Source organism: Thermaerobacter nagasakiensis, from assembly GCF_055396825.1.
Genome location: NZ_AP043740.1, coordinates 1,328,706 through 1,345,921, shown reverse-complemented (window position 1 = coordinate 1,345,921; position 17,216 = coordinate 1,328,706). Strand labels below are relative to the sequence as shown.

18 protein-coding genes are annotated in these 17,216 nt (G+C 70.4%); 5 read left to right on the top strand and 13 right to left on the bottom strand.

The genetic code is table 11. The features are described 5' to 3' along the window. Positions 1 to 70: 70 nt before the first annotated feature. The 5 genes from pstB to ACZ5T9_RS05740 all read right to left on the bottom strand — a co-directional run bounded on the left by pstB (position 71) and on the right by ACZ5T9_RS05740 (position 5,839). Complete coding sequence (gene pstB / locus ACZ5T9_RS05760; protein WP_464834403.1) at positions 71 to 817, bottom strand: phosphate ABC transporter ATP-binding protein PstB; 747 nt, start codon at positions 815 to 817, stop codon at positions 71 to 73. Positions 818 to 1,115: 298 nt separating this feature from the next. Beyond that, positions 1,116 to 2,021 carry a phosphate ABC transporter permease PstA gene (pstA, locus tag ACZ5T9_RS05755; RefSeq protein WP_464834346.1) on the bottom strand — a complete coding sequence of 302 codons (906 nt, stop codon included), beginning with the start codon at positions 2,019 to 2,021 and terminating at the stop codon, positions 1,116 to 1,118. A 19-nt stretch (positions 2,022 to 2,040) separates the two neighbouring features. Next, entirely contained in the window at positions 2,041 to 2,898 is an 858-nt protein-coding gene (gene pstC / locus ACZ5T9_RS05750) for a phosphate ABC transporter permease subunit PstC (RefSeq protein WP_464834402.1), read from the bottom strand. Between the two features lie 137 nt (positions 2,899 to 3,035). Then, the gene (locus tag ACZ5T9_RS05745; RefSeq protein ID WP_464834345.1) at positions 3,036 to 4,034 is read right to left on the bottom strand and encodes a PstS family phosphate ABC transporter substrate-binding protein; all 999 of its coding nucleotides are present in this window, start codon (positions 4,032 to 4,034) and stop codon (positions 3,036 to 3,038) included. 110 nt (positions 4,035 to 4,144) lie between these two features. Then, a complete protein-coding gene (locus tag ACZ5T9_RS05740) occupies positions 4,145 to 5,839 on the bottom strand; it encodes a HAMP domain-containing sensor histidine kinase (RefSeq protein WP_464834344.1) in 1,695 nt (564 codons plus the stop codon). A gap of 185 nt (positions 5,840 to 6,024) precedes the next feature. Here ACZ5T9_RS05740 and ACZ5T9_RS05735 point away from each other — a divergent pair, with 185 nt between their 5' ends. Then, positions 6,025 to 6,789: a cupredoxin domain-containing protein gene (locus tag ACZ5T9_RS05735; RefSeq protein WP_464834343.1), complete on the top strand. Its 765-nt coding sequence runs from the start codon at positions 6,025 to 6,027 to the stop codon at positions 6,787 to 6,789. 178 nt (positions 6,790 to 6,967) lie between these two features. On the opposite strand, the gene ACZ5T9_RS05730 is transcribed toward ACZ5T9_RS05735, so the two are convergent. From ACZ5T9_RS05730 to ACZ5T9_RS05715, 4 genes are all read right to left on the bottom strand, one after another. Beyond that, a complete protein-coding gene (locus ACZ5T9_RS05730) occupies positions 6,968 to 7,129 on the bottom strand; it encodes a DUF190 domain-containing protein (RefSeq protein ID WP_464834342.1) in 162 nt (53 codons plus the stop codon). Positions 7,130 to 7,197: 68 nt separating this feature from the next. Then, positions 7,198 to 8,808: an IS200/IS605 family accessory protein TnpB-related protein gene (locus tag ACZ5T9_RS05725; RefSeq protein WP_464834341.1), complete on the bottom strand. Its 1,611-nt coding sequence runs from the start codon at positions 8,806 to 8,808 to the stop codon at positions 7,198 to 7,200. 96 nt (positions 8,809 to 8,904) lie between these two features. Continuing rightward, positions 8,905 to 9,009, bottom strand: a complete 105-nt coding sequence (locus tag ACZ5T9_RS05720) for a hypothetical protein (RefSeq protein WP_464834340.1) — start codon at positions 9,007 to 9,009, stop codon at positions 8,905 to 8,907. Positions 9,010 to 9,137: 128 nt separating this feature from the next. Further along, the gene (locus ACZ5T9_RS05715) at positions 9,138 to 9,449 is read right to left on the bottom strand and encodes a FluC/FEX family fluoride channel (RefSeq protein ID WP_464834401.1); all 312 of its coding nucleotides are present in this window, start codon (positions 9,447 to 9,449) and stop codon (positions 9,138 to 9,140) included. A gap of 433 nt (positions 9,450 to 9,882) precedes the next feature. Here ACZ5T9_RS05715 and ACZ5T9_RS05710 point away from each other — a divergent pair, with 433 nt between their 5' ends. Both ACZ5T9_RS05710 and ACZ5T9_RS05705 read left to right on the top strand, forming a co-directional pair. Further along, positions 9,883 to 10,818, top strand: a complete 936-nt coding sequence (locus ACZ5T9_RS05710) for a TerC family protein (RefSeq protein WP_006903479.1) — start codon at positions 9,883 to 9,885, stop codon at positions 10,816 to 10,818. A 162-nt stretch (positions 10,819 to 10,980) separates the two neighbouring features. Continuing rightward, a complete protein-coding gene (locus tag ACZ5T9_RS05705; protein WP_006903478.1) occupies positions 10,981 to 12,384 on the top strand; it encodes a class II fumarate hydratase in 1,404 nt (467 codons plus the stop codon). A gap of 27 nt (positions 12,385 to 12,411) precedes the next feature. Here the strand turns inward: ACZ5T9_RS05705 and ACZ5T9_RS05700 are convergent, their stop codons facing one another. The 3 genes from ACZ5T9_RS05700 to ACZ5T9_RS05690 form a co-directional block, all read right to left on the bottom strand. Then, entirely contained in the window at positions 12,412 to 13,344 is a 933-nt protein-coding gene (locus tag ACZ5T9_RS05700) for a serine hydrolase (RefSeq protein ID WP_156821841.1), read from the bottom strand. A 276-nt stretch (positions 13,345 to 13,620) separates the two neighbouring features. Continuing rightward, entirely contained in the window at positions 13,621 to 13,986 is a 366-nt protein-coding gene (locus ACZ5T9_RS05695) for a DUF4363 family protein (protein WP_006903476.1), read from the bottom strand. An 8-nt stretch (positions 13,987 to 13,994) separates the two neighbouring features. Then, positions 13,995 to 14,408, bottom strand: a complete 414-nt coding sequence (locus ACZ5T9_RS05690) for a translation initiation factor IF-2 (protein ID WP_464834339.1) — start codon at positions 14,406 to 14,408, stop codon at positions 13,995 to 13,997. Between the two features lie 140 nt (positions 14,409 to 14,548). On the opposite strand from ACZ5T9_RS05690, the gene ACZ5T9_RS05685 reads away from it, so the two are divergent. Further along, a complete protein-coding gene (locus ACZ5T9_RS05685; protein ID WP_464834338.1) occupies positions 14,549 to 15,550 on the top strand; it encodes a DUF421 domain-containing protein in 1,002 nt (333 codons plus the stop codon). A gap of 337 nt (positions 15,551 to 15,887) precedes the next feature. Here the strand turns inward: ACZ5T9_RS05685 and ACZ5T9_RS05680 are convergent, their stop codons facing one another. After that, the gene (locus ACZ5T9_RS05680; RefSeq protein WP_464834337.1) at positions 15,888 to 16,448 is read right to left on the bottom strand and encodes a deoxycytidylate deaminase; all 561 of its coding nucleotides are present in this window, start codon (positions 16,446 to 16,448) and stop codon (positions 15,888 to 15,890) included. Between the two features lie 163 nt (positions 16,449 to 16,611). Here ACZ5T9_RS05680 and ACZ5T9_RS05675 point away from each other — a divergent pair, with 163 nt between their 5' ends. After that, positions 16,612 to 17,211 (top strand): DUF2203 family protein, encoded by a 600-nt coding sequence (locus tag ACZ5T9_RS05675; protein WP_464834336.1) that lies wholly within the window; start codon positions 16,612 to 16,614, stop codon positions 17,209 to 17,211. Positions 17,212 to 17,216 lie beyond the last annotated feature (5 nt).

Here is a 17,216-nt window from a genome sequence, read left to right as displayed (position 1 = left end):
CCCTGGCGGCGGCGCGCCGGCGGGCCGGCCGGAATGCCGGGACGGGACCCGGCCGGGGCACCGGCCGCCTTCACCCGAAGCGGCCGGTGATGTAATCCTCCGTCCGGCGGTCCCGAGGCCGGGTGAACATCTCCGACGTAGGCCCGTACTCGATGAGCTCGCCGTTCAGGAAGAACGCGGTACGGTCGGCCACCCGCGCCGCCTGCTGCATGTTGTGCGTGACGATCACGATGGTGTACTGCTTCTTCAACTCGGTGATGAGATCCTCGATGCGGGCCGTGGCCGCAGGGTCCAGGGCCGAGGTGGGCTCGTCCATCAGCAGCACCTCGGGCTGGACGGCCAGCGCCCGGGCAATGCAGAGGCGCTGCTGCTGGCCGCCGGACAGGCTGTAGGCCGAGCGGCGCAGGTCGTCCTTCACCTCGTCCCACAAGGCCGCTTGCCGCAGGCTGCTTTCCACGATCTCGTCCAGGCGCCGCCGGTCGCGGATGCCGTGGATCCGCGGGCCGTAGGCGACGTTGTCGTAGATGCTCTTGGGGAACGGGTTGGGCTGCTGGAAGACCATCCCCACCCGCGCCCGCAGCTCCTCGACCTCCATGGCCCCGCTGTAGATGTCCACGTCCCGCAGCCAGACCTTGCCCTCGATGCGGACGCCCTTGATCATGTCGTTCATCCGGTTCAGGGTTCGCAGGAAGGTCGACTTGCCGCAGCCCGAAGGCCCGATCAGGGCCGTGATGGACCGCGCCGGGATGGCAAGGCTGATCCCCTTGAGGGCGTGGAAGGTGCCGTAATAAAGGTTGAGGTTCTCCACCCGCACCACGGGCTCCGCATCCTCTCCCCGGGCGGCCTGGCCGGCCGCGCCCGCGGGGGAGCCTTCGCCCGCCAGGGCAGCCGCCGCCGGGTTCGTCCCGTCCCCGGCTCCGGCCCGCTCCCCTGCTCGCCGGACCGTCGCGACGGGCAACGGGCTTCCCTCCGTTCCCGCCCGGGTGCCGTTGGCGGAAGCGGCCGGGCCGCCGGGTGCTCCGCCCGGGGCGACCCCCGGGGTCACCAGGGCCGCCCCCGCAGGAGCCCGGCCCTCGCGCTCTTCTCGGGTTTCTGCCACCGTCTTCATCCTCCCATCACCACCGCTGCTGGTAGCGGTTGCGCAGGTAGATCGCCGCGCCGTTCAGCAGCAAAAGCAGCACCAGCAGCACCACGATGCCGGCCGCCGCCAGCTCCTTGAACACATCCTGCGGCAGCATGATCCAGCTGTAGATCTGGATGGGGAGCACGGTGTAGGGGTCGAACAGGCTGGCGGGCACGAAGCGCACGAAGGTCACGGCCCCCACCACGATGAGGGGCGCCGTCTCGCCGATGGCCCGGGACAGGGCCAGGATGGTGCCCGTCATGATGCCCGGCAGGGCCGCCGGCAGCACCACCCGCCAGGTGGTCTGCCAGCGGGTGGCCCCCAGGGCGTAGGAAGCGTGGCGCAAGGAGGCCGGCACCGCCCGCAGCGCCTCCTGGGTGGCGACGATCACCACCGGCAGCACCAGCAGGGCCATGGTCAGGGCGCCGGCCAGCACCACCGTGCCCAGGCCAAGCCCCCGGACGAACAGGGCCAGGCCCAGGATCCCGTAGATGATGGAGGGCACGCCCGCCAGGTTGTCGATGTTGATCTTGATCAGGCGGGCCCAGAAGCTGTCCCCGCCGTACTCCTCCAGGTAGACGGCCGTGCCGACCCCCAGCAGGAGCAGCAGCGGCGCCGCCACGCCGACCACCCACAGGCTTCCCATCAGGGCCGCGTAAATGCCCGCCCGCTCGGCCACCCGCGAGTTGAAGTGGGTCAGGAACTGCCAGTCCAGGTGGCGCCAGCCGTCGGCCAGCACATCGGCCAGCAGGATCACCAGCACCGCCAGGCCCGTCAGGGTCGCCGCCAGGCACAACCCCCGGAAGAAGCGGTCCACCCGGCGCCGCCGGCGCAGGTGGGCCGCCGCGCGATCCGCGCCCCGCCGGAGGTCGAGGCCGGCTTCCATCACCCTTGCCATGCCGCCATCACCCGCGCCTTCACTGGTACTCCTCCCGGAACCGGCCCCGGATGTACAGGGCAAGCAGGTTCATCCCCAGGGTGAAGAGGAACAGGGTCATGCCCACGGCAAAGAGGCTGGTGTACTCCAGGCCGCCGTGGGCGACGTCGCCCAGGGCGGCCTGCACGATGTAGCCCGTCATGGTCTGGACGCTCTCCAGGGGGTTCCACGTCAGGCGGGGCGTCGAACCCGCGGCCACGGCCACGATCATCGTCTCGCCGATGGCGCGGGAGAAGGCCAGGACCACCGACGAGACGACCCCCGACAGGGCCGCCGGCAGCACCACCTGGGAGGCCACCTCCCAGCGGGTGGCGCCCAGGGCGTAGGCCCCGTCCCGCAGCCGCCGGGGCACGGCCGCCATGGCATCCTCGCTGAGGGACGAGATCAGGGGCGTCACCATGATCCCCACGGCGATCCCCGCGCTGAGGGCGTTGAAGACGCTGATGTCGGGGAACAGGCGCTTGAGCACCACCTGGGTGATGAAGGTCAGGGCAAAGTACCCGTAGACGATGGTCGGGATCCCCGCCAGCAGCTCCAGGACGGGCTTGAGGACCCGCCGGGCGCGGTCGCTGGCGTACTCGCTCAGGTAGATGGCGCTGCCGAGCCCCAGGGGGATGGCGATGAGCAGCGCGATGGCCGTGATCATCAGCGTCCCCGACAGCAAGGGCAGGATCCCGAAATGCTTGTCGGCAAAGAGCGGCGTCCACTGGCGGCCCGTCAGGAACTCCACCGGGCTCACCGAGCGGAAGAACACGGCCGTCTCGCCCGCCAGGGTCGCCACGATGCCCAGGGTGGTGACCACCGACACCAGGCTCAGCACCAGCAGCAGCCGCGGCATCCAGCGATCAGCCAGCCGGGGGCGCGGCCGCGCCACCGGCGCGGCCTGCCCCCCCGGGCGCTGCTGGTCCCATCCCGTCGCGGGACCTGCCATCCCGCTCCCTCCTCACACCCGTCGTCGCCGCCGCGCCGCCCCCGTCACTGCAGGGCGGCCAGCTTGTCCCGCTGCTGCTGGAGGCGCTCCTCCGGCAGCGCCACGTATCCCACGGCCGGCGCCATCTCCCCGGCAACCTCCAGGTAGAAGTCGACGAAGGCCTTGACCTCCGGCCGCGTGCGGTAGGCCTCATTGTTCACGTAGATGTAGATCGGCCGGGACAAGGGGGAGTAACTGCCGTCGGCGATGGTCTCTTCCGTGGGCGACACGGGGCCCTGCCCGCCGTCGATGGGCACCGCCTTGAGCTGGTTGCGGTTTTCCGCGTAATAGGCGAAGCCGAAGTAGCCGAGGGCATACTTGTCATTGGCCACGCCCGTGACGAGCTGGTTGTCGTCCTCGCTGGCCGTATAGTCGGTGCGGCTGGCCCCCTCCTCGCCGACGATGGCCGAGGTGAAGTAGTCGAAGGTTCCCGAGTCGGTCCCGGGCCCGTAGAGGCGGATGGGCTCGTCCGGCCAGGACGGCCGCACGTCCTTCCAGGTCTTCACCTTGCTGCCCGGTTCCCAGATCTTCTTGAGCTCTTCCACCGTCAGGTGATCGACCCAGTCGTTCTGCGGATGCACCACGACCGCGATGCCGTCCAGGGCGACCTGCAGCTCCGTGTACTCGACCCCCGCTTGCGCCGCCTGGGCCTGTTCGTCGGCTTCGATGGGCCGGGAGGCGTTGCTGATGTCGGTCTCCCCGCGGGTGAACTTCTGGAAGCCGCCGCCCGTGCCGGAAACGCCCACGGTGATGTTGACGCCGGGGTGCTCGATCATGAATTCTTCCGCCACTGCCTGGGTGATGGGGTACACCGTGCTGGATCCGTCGATGCGGATGGTGCCCGAGAGCCCTTGGGCATCCTGCGCGCCGCGCCCGCAGGCCGCCAGCAACAGGGCCGAACCGGCCGCCATGGCCGCCAGCCAGCGCCGCGCCTCACGGCGTCCTGTGACCCGCCGCCGGCGACCCGTCCCTTCCGCCAGGTCCACTTGCCCGTTCCGTCGCAAAGGCGACCCTCCCGTGGCTGAGTGTTTGCCGCACCTTTAGGGTAGTCCACGGGGCGGCCGCTGCAGGTTACGGGCTGATGGGACTTCCGCAAAGATTTTGTGAAGGTGTCTTAATCTGTCGAACCCGTGCCTGGCGCGCCGGCGCCCGCGTCCGGCCCCGGCCCGGTGCCATCCGGCGGGACCTGGAGGGGCAACCGGAACCGCACGGTGGTACCTCGCCCCGGGGCGCTCTCGGCCTCCACCGTGCCCCCATGGGCTTCCACCACATGTTTGACGATGGCCAGCCCAAGGCCGGTGCCGCCTGCCGCCCGGCTGCGGCCGGGGTCGACCCGGTAGAACCGCTCGAAGATGCGGGGCAGCGCCTCCAGGGGAATGCCCCGGCCCGTGTCCCGCACCTCGCCCACGGCCCAGCCCGCGCCGGGCCCGCGGTCGCGCCCGCCGGCCGGCGGGCCGCCCGTCCGGCCTCCCGGAGCGCCGTCCCCCGGCACCCGGCTGCGGGTCCCACGGTCCTGGGGGTGGTCCCGGAGATGGTCCTGGCCCCCGTTCCCCCCCGTACCCGCAGTCCCTTCGCCGGGCCGGGCCGATACGCCTTCCTCTCCCGGCTCCTCCCGGTACACCGCCACGGTGACGGTGCCCCCTTCCGGCGTGTGCTGGCGGGCGTTCTCCAGAAGGTTCGTCCAGACCTGTTCCAGCCGGTGCGGATCGGCCCACACCGGCACGGGCTCGGGCGGGAGTTCCAAGACCAGGTCGAGACCCGCCGCCTGCAGCTGGGGGCGCCACCGCTGCGCCACCGAGCGCGCGCTCTCCCGCAGGTCCAGGTGCTCCTGCTGCAGCCCGGGTTCCGCCGACTCCAGGCGCGCCAGGTCCAGCAGGTCCTGCACCAGCCGGCCCATGCGCTCCGCCTCCCGGTGGATCACCCGCGCGAAGTGTTCCGCCGCCGCGGGGTCGTCGTGCAGCGTGCCCTCGAGCAGCGTTTCGGCAAAGCCCTGGATGGCCGCCACGGGGGTGCGCAGCTCGTGGGAGACGTTGGCCACGAAGTCGCGGCGGATCTGCTCCAGCCGCCGGATGTCCGTCACGTCGTGGAGGACCACCACCACCCCCTGGGGAGCGGCGGGATCGCCGCCCGGGCCGGCCGCTCCCGTCACGGCGGCGGGCACCGTCACCACCGTCACCCGCAGGTGGCGGGGCGAGCCGCCGGGATCGGCCGGCAGCACGATCTCTTCCTCCACGGTACCGCCGCCCTGAAGGCCGGCCTCGACGGCCCGCACCAGGGGGTAGAACCGGGTCACGCTGAAGTAGTCCCGCCCTTCCGGCCGGGGCGGCAGGTCCAGCATCTTGCGGGCGGCCGGGTTGGCCAGGCGCAGCCGGCCGTCCCGGGCGATGAAGAGGACCCCGCTGGTCATCGCCGCCAGCACCGTGGCCAGCCGCTCCCGCTCGGCATCCAGTTCCTCCACCGTGGCCCGAAGCCGGGCGGCCATGTCGTTGAAGGTCCGGGCCAGGTCGACCAGCTCGTCGGGCCCGTCCACCTGGACCCGGCGGTGGAACTCGCCCGCCGCCAGCCGGCGCGCGCCAGCCACCAGCTCCCGTACCGGCCGGGTCACGCGCTCCGCCATGGCCCAGCCCAGGCCGGCGCCCGTCAAGGCCGCCACCACGAGGCCCAGGATCAGCGTGGGCAAGAAGGCCCGTGAAAAGAGCTGGGGGATCTCCCCCAGCAGCAGGGCGGTCACGGTCCCCACCACCGCCACGCCCAGGGGGAAGTACACCGCCAGCCGCCAGGCCAGGTATCGCCGCAGCCCCCCCGCCATGGTGCCGCCTCCTTCCGGAAGCCTCCCCGTCAACACCTCGGGCCGCACGGCCGGGCGCGGGGCGCCGGGTCTGCCGGGACGGGTGCCGGCGTACAACTGGGATGAACGGGCCCCGCGGAACGCGCGCCCGCAGCCGCACCCCCGCGGAACGCGCCCGGCCGGCCTGAAGGCCAGGAGGGAGTCTGGTGCGCGACCCTGCCCTTTGTCACCGGCCCGCCGGAACCCATGCCACGGACCGCGAGCACCCCGTCACGGGCCCGCCCGGCACCCGCGCGCCGGGTGGCGGCCGGGGCCCCGAAAATCCCTTGCCGCACCGGCGCTGCGGCCCCACCCCAGCCGGCTCCTTGACCCCCTGGACCTCGCCCCAGGACAGCCCCCTGCCCGCGGCGAGGGGCGGGCATTTCGCTCCCGCACCCGGGGGTGCCGCTCCCGCGCCCGGCGATCTCCGGGCCCGGCGGATCCCTGCGGACCTCGGGGCTGCCTGCCTGGCGCCGGGCACCGTGGGCGGCCGGCCCGGCGGGTTCCCTGCCTCCGGATCCACCCGGCACCGCGCCCCCCGCCATGCCCCCCGCCCGGCCAACCGCTGGCTGGCGGCGATCCTGGCCGGGCTTGTGGTCGCCCTGGGCCTTGCCGGCTGCGGCCCTCGGCCCTGGGGCCCCCGGACCATCACCCTGACCCTGACGCCGGAGTTCACCATGGAACCCCGGGAGCTGGTGGTGCACCCCGGCGAGAGGGTGCGGATCGCGGTGGAGAACACCGATCCCCGGCTGCCCCACCAGGTGCGCTCCGCCGGCCGCCTGGGACCCGACCTGGAGCTGGGGCCCGGCCAGCGGCAGGTGGTGGAGTGGACCGCGCCCGCCGAGCCCGGCGCCTTCCCCATCTGGTGCGGCATGCCGGGCCACCGGAAAAACGGCATGGTGGCCCGGGTGGTGATCCGCGGGGAGCGCTAAGCGCCGCGCGCCTCGACCCCATTGCCCGCACCCGGCGCCTTCGCCGCGCCCCGCCAGCCCCTGGCCGCCCTGCGTGCCCGTCCCCGCCTGCACCAGCCCCTCCGCCGCCTCCGCCCGGCCGGTGCTGCCGCCGGCATCGAGGCTGGCCCCGGCGGGCCCGCCCGCAATTTTGCGGTCGTCAGCGCTGCCGGTTCTTCCGGTAGGCGACGATCTCCACGTCCTCGAGGACGACCAGGCCTTCCTGCACCGCCTCGTCCAGGAAGGCCAGAAGGGGCTGGAGGCGCTCCACATGGTCGATGATCTCGACAATGACCGGCAGGTCCGCCGACAGCTCCAGCACCCGGGCCGCGTGGACGCGGCTGTTGGCACCGAACCGTTCCTCAAAACATAGGCATTTATTGCATCCGCCTATGACGCCGGGCGAACAGCGCTCCCGACGATTCGCGCCGGGGGATCGCACCCCGGACCCCAAGCCAGACCATCACACCCCGGGCCGTGCAGGTTGTGAGCTGCCGGTGCCAGGGTGGATCGGGGTTCTCCCCGACCTGGAGTGTCCTCGGAGGACCGCTGATAAAGCCGGTGCGCCCGCTTGCCGCGCACCGACGGGGCGATGCGCCGCCAATCGCTCCAGACGTGCCGCCCTCGATTCCTCGCGGGTAGAGGGCGGGCGGTTCCGGAGCAAAAGCGCTCGCCCAAACGAAGGCCCCGGCGGGCAATCGCCACCGCCGCTGCCGCGTGGGGCGACAGCCCGTACCGGGCCATAAACTTGACCTTGCCAATCATACTGGTGAAGGCCGGGTTGACGCGGATCACTTCCACGCCTTCCCGGGCGGCCCGGGAGAGCAGCAGGGTCATGAACGCGCCGTAGGCAAAGGCGGACAGCATCCGGGCGTACCGATCGCCCTCTTCTCGAAGACGAGCCTTCTTCTCCCGAAAATCCAGCCGCTCAACGACGATGGGCTTGCCGGCGCCCTTTGCCCATGCCACCAGGTCCGCCACCACCTCGCCCAGGATGGCCTTCACCTGCTCCCGGCGTTTGCCTTGAATCTGAAACCGGATGTCGCGAGCCGCCACGGGGTTGCCGAAGCGGTCGACCTCCGCCACGGCCAGCCGGTCGGGGTTCAGATCCGCGCCAAGGGCGCCAGCCCTCCGCGATGTGGTGATCGGAGCCGCGGGCCGTTCGGTGGTGGCGAAGACATACCAAGCGCCATTCTTACGGACAAAGCGGTAGGAAATCGCTTGCCCGGACGCAATGGCCGCCAAAATCACATCCTGTCCATAGGGAAAGCGGATGCCGTGCAGCCAAACATACCGCCCAAAACGGTCGGCCAGGGCGTTGGGCACCCGAAGGCGCAAGCTGTCCCCAAAGAGCGAGCAGGTTTGGTTGCCGCTCATCTCGTCTTTGGAGCCGATGCAGAAGAAGCTTTGGCTTCGGGCATCGCGCCATGTCTTGCGCCATTCGTCGTGGGAAGCAAAGCCGTTCTCTGCAAGGTGGAACTGCCGGTGAAACAAACGCCGAGAACCAAAGCAAATCGGCGGCAATCCCGTCCGGTCTTTTGCCGTTTCAAGGCGGGCGCGAAGCATCGCCAGCCGTCGCTTCTTCTGGTGCAGCCGAAACCGAACCCGGCGGCGACGCTCGGCCCGCTCTTCGGGCGGCAGGCCGGCCCCGCGGCCCTTTCCGGACGCCAGGGCCTTGTCTTGCTTTTGCAACTTGGCAATCGCTCGTTCCGTGGCTTGAATCTGGCCGCGCAGATGCACCAGATGGTGCCGATGGGCTTCCTCCGCCGCCTTCACCTTGGCCTGGAGTTCGGTGGCCAGCGCGTTGAAGTGGCGGGCTGTGATGCCGTAGCGGGCAATGTATTCCCGCTTGCATTCGACAAGGGAACGCTTCCGCACATAGACATCGACAAACAACCGGCGCAGCAGGCGACCGTACAGGGCGGCGATGGCGTCCAGCACGGGATAAACAGACGGGTCTTGAATCTTTGTCTGAAAGGTCGCCTGCATCGGCCCGATCATCCTCCTTTCCTCATAATACCAAACACCTTTTCCGTTCGTCAGCCGAAAGTGGGGGAAAGTGTCGGGAGTGGGGAACAAGTTATGGGAAAGATTCGCCTACGGCGGATAAGAGATGATGATGGAATGGTAAGCAGCTACGAGCCCCTCGATGCCGCGGTACACGGTGGCCCCGGCCAGCCCCAGCTCCCGCGCCTTGAGCACGATGGCGTGGTAGAGGGGTTGCCCCTACCACCGGTCCGTCTCCCCGATGTAGACCGTCAAGCGCCGGGCCGGCGCCTGGATGCGCAAGGCCCCTTCCCCCTCTTCCCGCGATGTCCGCCCCCGCTCCCTCACGACCGCACCCCCAGCGCCTGGCTGGCACCCCAGCCCAGCCAGGCGGCCGCCATCCCCAGGACCAGGCTCGCCCCCAGGTAGGCGGCGGCGGCCCCGGCGCGCCCATCCCGCAGCAGGGTCAGCGCTTCCCAGGTCATGGTGGAAAACGTGGTATAGGCGCCGACAAACCCGCTGGTCAACGCCAGGCGTACGGCGGGCGATGTCACGGTATTCAGCAGCAACGGATGCAGGAACGCCAAGATGAAGGCGCCCGTCAGGTTGATCGCCAGCGTTCCCCAGGGGAACCCTCCAGGCGTCCGTTCGGCGATCCACTGGGTCAGCCCGTACCGCGCCAGCGCGCCGGCCGCTCCCCCCAGCGCGACTCCAAGCCAGACCAGGACCGATCACTCCATTTCCAATTGCCGTCCCTCCCCAGTATAATCGAGGTGCAGATCCGGCCGGGGGCCGCGCCAGGCTCCCGAGCCCACAACCAGGATCCCTGAAGGGGAGTAGCCGCCGCGGGACGAACCGGCCGGTGCCGCCCATCGGGACGGCACCGGGGTGGTCGCCGGGGTCTCGCGGTCCCGCGGGCCGTCAATACGGGGCGACCAGGCGCCGCCCGGCCCGCGGTGCGCAGGTCCAGCGGGCAAGACCTTCGGGCGCTTGCGACCGTGCGATCGCAGCGGCCCGAAGGTTTTTTATTGAACGTCAGGGGTTCGGCCATGCTGTAGCCGACCTCGAGACCAACAGGAGGGACGGACGTTGGCCCTGGTCCTGTTCAATCTGCTGGTCGTCGCCCTGATCCTCTTCGACCTGGGCCTTGGCCGGCGCCAGGCCACCTTGACGGCTCGCCAGGCCGTCTTCCGGACGCTCTTTTACGTGGCCATCGCCGTCGGCTTCGGCATCTGGCTGGGGCAGGCCCGGGGCGGCACCACCATGGCGGAATACTTCGCCGGCTACCTGGTGGAGTACGCGCTGAGCATGGACAACATCTTCGTCTTCATCGCGCTGTTCTCGTTCTTCTCCGTGCCGGAGGAGCTGCGCCCCCGGGTGCTGCTGTGGGGCGTGCTGGGTGCCCTCATCATGCGCGGGCTGATGATCTGGGGCGGTGCCGCCCTGCTGGAACGCTTCCACTGGTTGCTTTACGTCTTCGGGGTCATCCTGATCGCCACGGGCATCCGCTTCCTGCGGCACAAGGACGACGAGGCCGGCGACGTGGAACGCAACCCCGTGCTGCGGCTGGTGCGCAAGCTCTTGCCCGTCACGGAGGAGTACCACGGGGGCCGGTTCTTCGTCCGGCGGAACGGCCGGCTGTGGGCGACGCCCTTGTTCGTCGTCCTGGTGCTGATCGAGACCACGGACCTGATGTTCGCCCTGGATTCCATCCCGGCCATCTTCGGCATCACCCGGGATCCCTTCGTGGTCTACACCGCCAACGTCTTCGCCATCATCGGGCTGCGGTCGCTGTTCTTCGTCTTCAGCGCCATCCTGCCGCTGATTCGCTACCTGAAGTACGGCCTGGCCGTCACCCTGGTGTTCATCGGGGTGAAGATGTTGCTGATCGACGTGATCCACCTGGCCCCCGCCACCTCGCTGGGCATCCTGGCTCTCATTCTGGGGGCGTCCGTGGTGGCCTCGGTCCTGTTCCCCCCGCGGGAACCGGCGGAAGCCGCGGGCAACCCTCGCCACAAGTCCTGACCTCCGTGGGGGCCGGCGACGGGCGCGGAGGGCCGGACCGGTCGCGCCGCCGGCACCGGCGCGCTCCGCCCGCCGCTTGCCGGCCCCCGCAGCCCCGTACGCCGCCACCCGCCCATGGTATGATCAGGATGGCACAAGCCATCCTGGTGGAGGTGGCACCCCGTGGCAGAACAGGCCTATCGCATCGAGCGGGACTCCATGGGCGAGATGCGGGTTCCGGCCGATGCGCTCTACGGCGCCCAGACCCAGCGGGCCGTGGAGAACTTCCCCATCAGCGGCATCCGGTTTCCCCGCCCCTTCATCCGCGCCCTGGGCCTGATCAAGCGCGCCGCCGCCCAGACCAACGCCGAGCTGGGTCTTCTGGACGCCCGGCTGGCCGAGGCCATCGTCCAGGCGGCCGGCGAGGTCATCGAGGGCAAGCTGGACGACCATTTCGTCCTGGACATCTTCCAGACCGGCTCGGGCACCTCGACCAACATGAACGCCAACGAGGTCATCGCCAACCGGGCCATCCAGATCCTGGGCGGCCAGATCGGCTCCCGCAGCGTGCACCCCAACGACCACGTCAACATGGGCCAGTCCAGCAACGACGTGATCCCTACGGCCATCCACATCGCCGCCCTGGAGCAGATCGAACGCAAGCTGATCCCCGCCCTGGAGTCCCTGCGGGACGCCCTGGCCGAAAAGGCCCGCGCCTTCGATGACGTCATCAAGATCGGGCGCACCCACCTGCAGGACGCCACGCCGATCCGCCTGGGCCAGGAGTTCTCGGGCTACGCCAGCATGGTCGACCACGGCATCCGCCGCCTGCGGTCGCTGCGCGAGCACCTGGCCGAACTGGCCCTCGGCGGGACGGCGGTGGGCACGGGCATCAACACCCACCCCGAGTTCCCGCGGCGCACCATCGCCCGCATCGCCGAGGCGACGGGGCTGCCCTTCCGCGAGGCGGAGAACCACTTCGAGGCCCAGGGCTCGCGGGACGCGGTGGTGGAAGCCAGCGGCCAGCTGCGCACCGTGGCCACCAGCCTGATGAAGATCGCCAACGACATCCGCTGGCTGGGCTCCGGACCCCGCTGCGGCATCGGCGAGATCCTGATCCCGCCGACCCAGCCGGGTTCGTCCATCATGCCGGGCAAGGTCAACCCCGTCATGTCCGAGATGCTGATGATGGTCTGCGCCCAGGTCATCGGCAACGACGCGGCCATCGCCGTCAGCAACACCCACGGCAACTTCGAGCTCAACGTGATGATGCCGGTGATGGCCCACAACCTGCTCCAGTCCATCGAGCTGCTGGCCAACGGGGCGGCCACCTTCACCGAGCGCTGCGTGCGCGGCATCGAGGCGAACCGGGAGCGCTGCGAGGCGCTGATCGAGGGGTCCCTGGCCATGGTCACCTCCCTGGTGCCCCGGCTGGGCTACGACACCGCCGCCGACATCGCCAAGGAGGCCTACGCCAGCGGCCGCACGGTGCGGCAGCTGATCCTGGAGAAGGGCCTGCTCTCGGAAGAGGAGACGGCCCGCCTGCTGGACCCGCGGCGGATGACGGAACCGGGCCGGGCCGAGTGAGGGCCCGGCCCGGCTCCAAGATGAACCCTACCGCGCCGGGCCGAGTTGTTCCTGAAAATCGTAGACGATCTTGCTGATCCGGGCGATGTCCTCGAAGCCCTGGTCGATGTTGTCCACGCCTTTCGAAAGGACGGCCAGGACGAAGGGCCGCCGGCCGAAGACGATGCCCACGTCGTCGGCCACACCCTCGATGTCCCCTTCCTTGTGGGCGACGAACACATCCGGGGGCAGCTCACCCGGCAGGCCGACGTGGAAGATGGCGTGACCCATGTCGTCCAGCATGCGGCCGCCCAGCAAGGGGTGCTGGCGAGCAAAGTCCAGCACGGCCTCCACGTAGATCCCCATGTCCCGGGCCGTGCTGATGCGACGGCCGCCGGGGAAGATCACCTCGCCCCCCAGCCGGCGCATGAACTCGCCCACGTTGTCCTTGCCGAAGTGGCGAAACAGCATGTTCGTCGTCACGTTGTCGCTGATGGTGATGGACAGGTTGGTGAGCACGCGCAGGGAGTAGCTCTTGCCCGGGAAGCCGTCCCGCTGCAGGATGCCGGCGCCGCCCGTCAAATCCCGGTCGGGCTCGTAGACGATCCGGTCGTCCATGCGGGCGCGGCCGGCGGCCACCTGGTGGTTCACGTAGAGCACCAGCGGCACCTTGATGGTGCTGGCGGCGTGGATCGGCTCCCGCTCGTTGATCCCCCAGGTGGCGCCCGTCTGCAGGTCTTTGAAGTAGATGCCGAAGGTCTGGGGCCGCGTCTCGATGAACTCCCGCACCCTGGCCACCAGGGGGCCGTAGTCGGGCTGCCGCGCGCCGGGACGCAGCTGGGCGCGGTCCAGCAGCTCGTCCAGCCGGGCCAGGGTGTCACCGGAATCGGGATCGACCACGGGGATGCTGGAGGCGCTCAGGCCGGGGGCCCTGCCGGGCTTGGCCGCCCGGTCGCCGTCGGGAGCCTGGGCCAGGTTCATCCGGCACCCGGCCACAAGGACGCTGAGGCTTACAAGGCCTGTCAGGGCCGCCACCCGCCACGCCCGGGAGCGGCGGTTCCTTTTCCTCCCGTCCCGCCTTCCGAGCCCGTCCGGGTGCCGGTCTTCAGGCTCAGGCCGGCCCGGTCCGGCTGCATGCCCGCGGCCCGTGTCCCCGCAGCACCGTGCCCCGTCATCCATGTCGCTGCGCCCTCCTGCCGTGCCCGGCCCGTGCCCGCAGCCGATGGGCCCTTGGGTTACCCGGTTCGCCATGCCCCGTCAGTAGGTGCCGATGTCTTCGATGAGGGTGGTCATCAGGGCCAGGGCGGTGATGGCTTCGCTCTTGTCCTGCAGCTCGATGGCTGCACGCAACGTCGCCAGCTGGGCCTCAAAGTCCCGGATGGCCGTGGCATCGCTGTTCACCGCCACGGGCACCCTCACCCTTTTCCACTCGGATTCCAGGCGCGCGGCGAGGGCGGCGGCCCGCTGCCAGTCCTCCGCCTGGACGGCCTCCCGCGTCGCCTGGATGCCCTGGCCGATGGAGCCGCTAGGGGTCAGGGGCTTGCGGAAGTACGTCGGCGCCACGCCCAGGGCGATCCCCATGATCACCAGCAGGGTGACGATGATGTAGCGCCGTGCCTTCATGGACCCGGCTACTCCTTACCGCCGCCGGCCGCCCCGCCGCCGGCGGCGCCCCGGCCTGCGGCCACCGGTTCGGCCTTGCCCCGCCGCCGGCGGGGACTCCCCTGGGCTCCCGCGAGCGGCTCGCCGGGTGCCGCCTCGGCCGGGGGCTCGGGCCGCTCCCGGGCCGGGGGACGGTGGTCGTTGTGCCCGTCGGCGCCGAACAGCTCGCCTCCAGGCGACTGGCGCGGGTATTCCGGTTCCTCCGCCGCCACCTTGCGAATGCGGCGTTCCAGTCCCTGTTCCATCACCCGCGCCTGGGCCGCCGCCCGGCGCAGGCGCTCCCGCTCTTCTTCCGACTGCGCGCTGGCGGCGAGGGAATCCAGTCCTGCCCGTACCCGCTTCAGGGTCGCCGCCGCCCGCAACAGCTTGGCGTAGGTCGTCATGCCACAGGCCCTCCTTGCAACGGCCGGTCGCGGCTTCCTGCGGAATCCATCCCATGGCGAAGGCCCGTCGCTTGCGAGTATCCCCCGCCGGCGAGGTGCGTATTTCGCGCCAGTGCCGCAGACACTGGGAGCGGACAGGCGTGACCGGCCGGCGGGCGGGCGTCACCGCCCGTTCGACCCGGCCTGATCAGTGCCGCTGCCGGGCCTTGCCGGCGGAGGGACCGCCGGTTGCGCGGTTTTGCGTCGACGTGATCCGGACGGTGGCTTGGGGGGACGTGCGGGTGCCGGAAACACTACTGGTGCTGATCCGGTCGATCATCGCGTTCGTCTGGCTCTTCTTCCTGACCCGGTTCGTGGGCCGCAAGCAGGTGTCCCAGCTGACGTTCACCGAGTACGTGGTGGGGATCACCATCGGGTCCATCGCCGCCCAGGCCTCCACCGATCCCCAGAACCGGTTGCTCGACGGTATCGTGGGCGTGGCCGTGTGGGCGCTGGCTGCGCTCGCACTGACCTACCTGCAGGAAAACAGCAACGCGGCGCGCAAGTTCATCGAAGGGGAGCCCGTGGTGGTGGTCGCCCGGGGCCAGGTGCAGGAGAAGGGCTTGCGTATGGCCCGGCTCTCGGTGGCGGAGCTCATGGAGCTGCTGCGCCAGAAGAACATCTTCGACCTGCGCCAGGTGGACTGGGCCCTCATGGAAACCGACGGGCAGCTCACGGTTCTCAAGAAGCCCGAACATGAGCCGCTGACGGCAAAGACCGCGGGCGTGCTGACCCCGTCCCGCCCCGAATTCCCGTATGTGGTGATTGCGGACGGGCAGGTTCTTCCCAACTCCCTGCGCGCGGCGGGCAAGGACGAGGCCTGGCTGCGCCAGGAGCTGTTGCGCAACGGGGTCGACGACCCGAGCCAGGTGATGGTGGGCCAGATCATCGGCAACCAGCTGTACCTGGACCTCAAGCAGGACACCCAGACCATCACCCAGCCCTCGCTCCGGGCCACCCTGGGCGCCGACCTGGAATCCCTCCAGGCGGACTTCGCCAGCTGGGCCCTGGAAACGGAGGACCCCGAGGCTCGTCAAATGTATGAGGAGTACGCCCGGAAAACGGGGGAGATCCTGAAGGATCTGGACGCCCTGGTGAGATAGCCCAGCGGTTTAGGGTTTGAATTAATCAATTCGCCCCCCGAAAGAAGCAGGGATACGAAACGAGGTGTCGAAAACCCATAGCGACGAGGGGACATACAGCATGCCCCGCCCCTCGTCAACCGGCCAGGTTCCTCACCGCTGGCCCCAAAGCTTCCGGCCCTGCCGGGCGGTCGCCTGCCCCGCCCGCCCGGAGCCGGGCCGGAGGGTACCCATGCCCCCAGCAGAGGCGATGCGCCACCCGCGCAGCGCCTCTGCTTTTTGCGGCTCTTGCCTGGCAGCGGCTCTTGCCCGGCAGCCACCGGCCCGCCGGCGTGCTCGTGCCCCAACACGGGGGCCGTCATGCGGGGGCCGGTCCCCCGGCACCGCCCGCCATGGGCTCCAGCGGGATCCCCGCCCGCTCCAGGAATTCCACCGCCCGCGGGTCGGGGTACCAGTCCCGGTAGACCACCCGCACCACCCCTGCGCCGATCAGCAGCTTGGCGCAGTGGAGGCAAGGGGTGGCCGTGGTGTAGAGCGTGCTGCCCTTCACGGTGACCCCGTGCAAGGCCGCCTGGAGGATGGCGTTGGCTTCGGCGTGGATGGTGCGGACGCAATGCCCGTCTTGCATCAGGCAACCGGCCTCGGTACAGTGGGGGAACCCCGGTGGCGCCCCGTTGTAGCCGGTGGCCAGGATGCGCCGGTCCCGCACCAGCACCGCCCCCACGTGGCGGCGCGGGCAGGTGGACCGCCTCGCCACCACCTCCGCCAGTTCCATGAAATAGGCATCCCAGGGGGGCCGCTGGTCGGCCGGATCCTCCTGGCGCGACCCGGCCGGAGGAGCCGGCTCCGGGTGCGGGTCGGGCCGGACGGCTTGATCCGGCCGGGCTGGTGGATCCTGCGCGCTCTGCTGCTCCGCCATCGGCGCATTCCTCCCCGCCTGATTGCCTGACCGCCTGAGTGGAGTGCCCGGCGACCGCTTGCCCAGACTCCCCGGCGGCTTGCACGGCCGGCTGGATGGGCCCGCCGTTGCCGCCGCCTGCGGCGATGTTACAATAACACCAGTTTGAGTCGAGGTGACCGCGATGCCCGCCGGAGGCCGCAAGTTCTTCACCCCCGAAGAGGCCACCGCCCTGCTGCCCGTCATCCGGCAGCGGCTCCTGCGCCTGCGCCGCCTCTACCAGAAGGCGCGCCAGTCGTACCGGGAGATGGAGCAGATCAAGGCCGTCGGCTACAAGCCCGACGGCACCCTGATCATGTCCTACGACTACAAGCTGGCGCGGCAGGCGCTGCGGGCGGCCGTGGAAGAGGCCAACCAGCTGCTGGCGGAGATCCACAGCCTGGGCTGCCTGGTCAAGGATGTCGACCTGGGCCTGGTGGACTTTCCGGCGCGCCTGAACGGAGAACCCGTGCTGCTCTGCTGGCGGCTGGGAGAGCCCCGGGTTGCCTACTACCACGGCGAGCATGAGGGCTTTCGCGGCCGCAAGCCGATCCCACCCGCACGGGACGGTGGCTCCGCTTCCTGCGGCCCCGCCGGCTGGGACGCGGCGCCGGAGGGCATCGGCCCGGGGGGATCCAGCGCGGGGTCCTCACCGCCGCGCTGGCGCCGCGCCGCCGGTCACAACGGATCCACGGGTCCCGGCACCGGTCCGGACGAACCGGCCGGCCCGGACCGGGAGGCCTGACCACC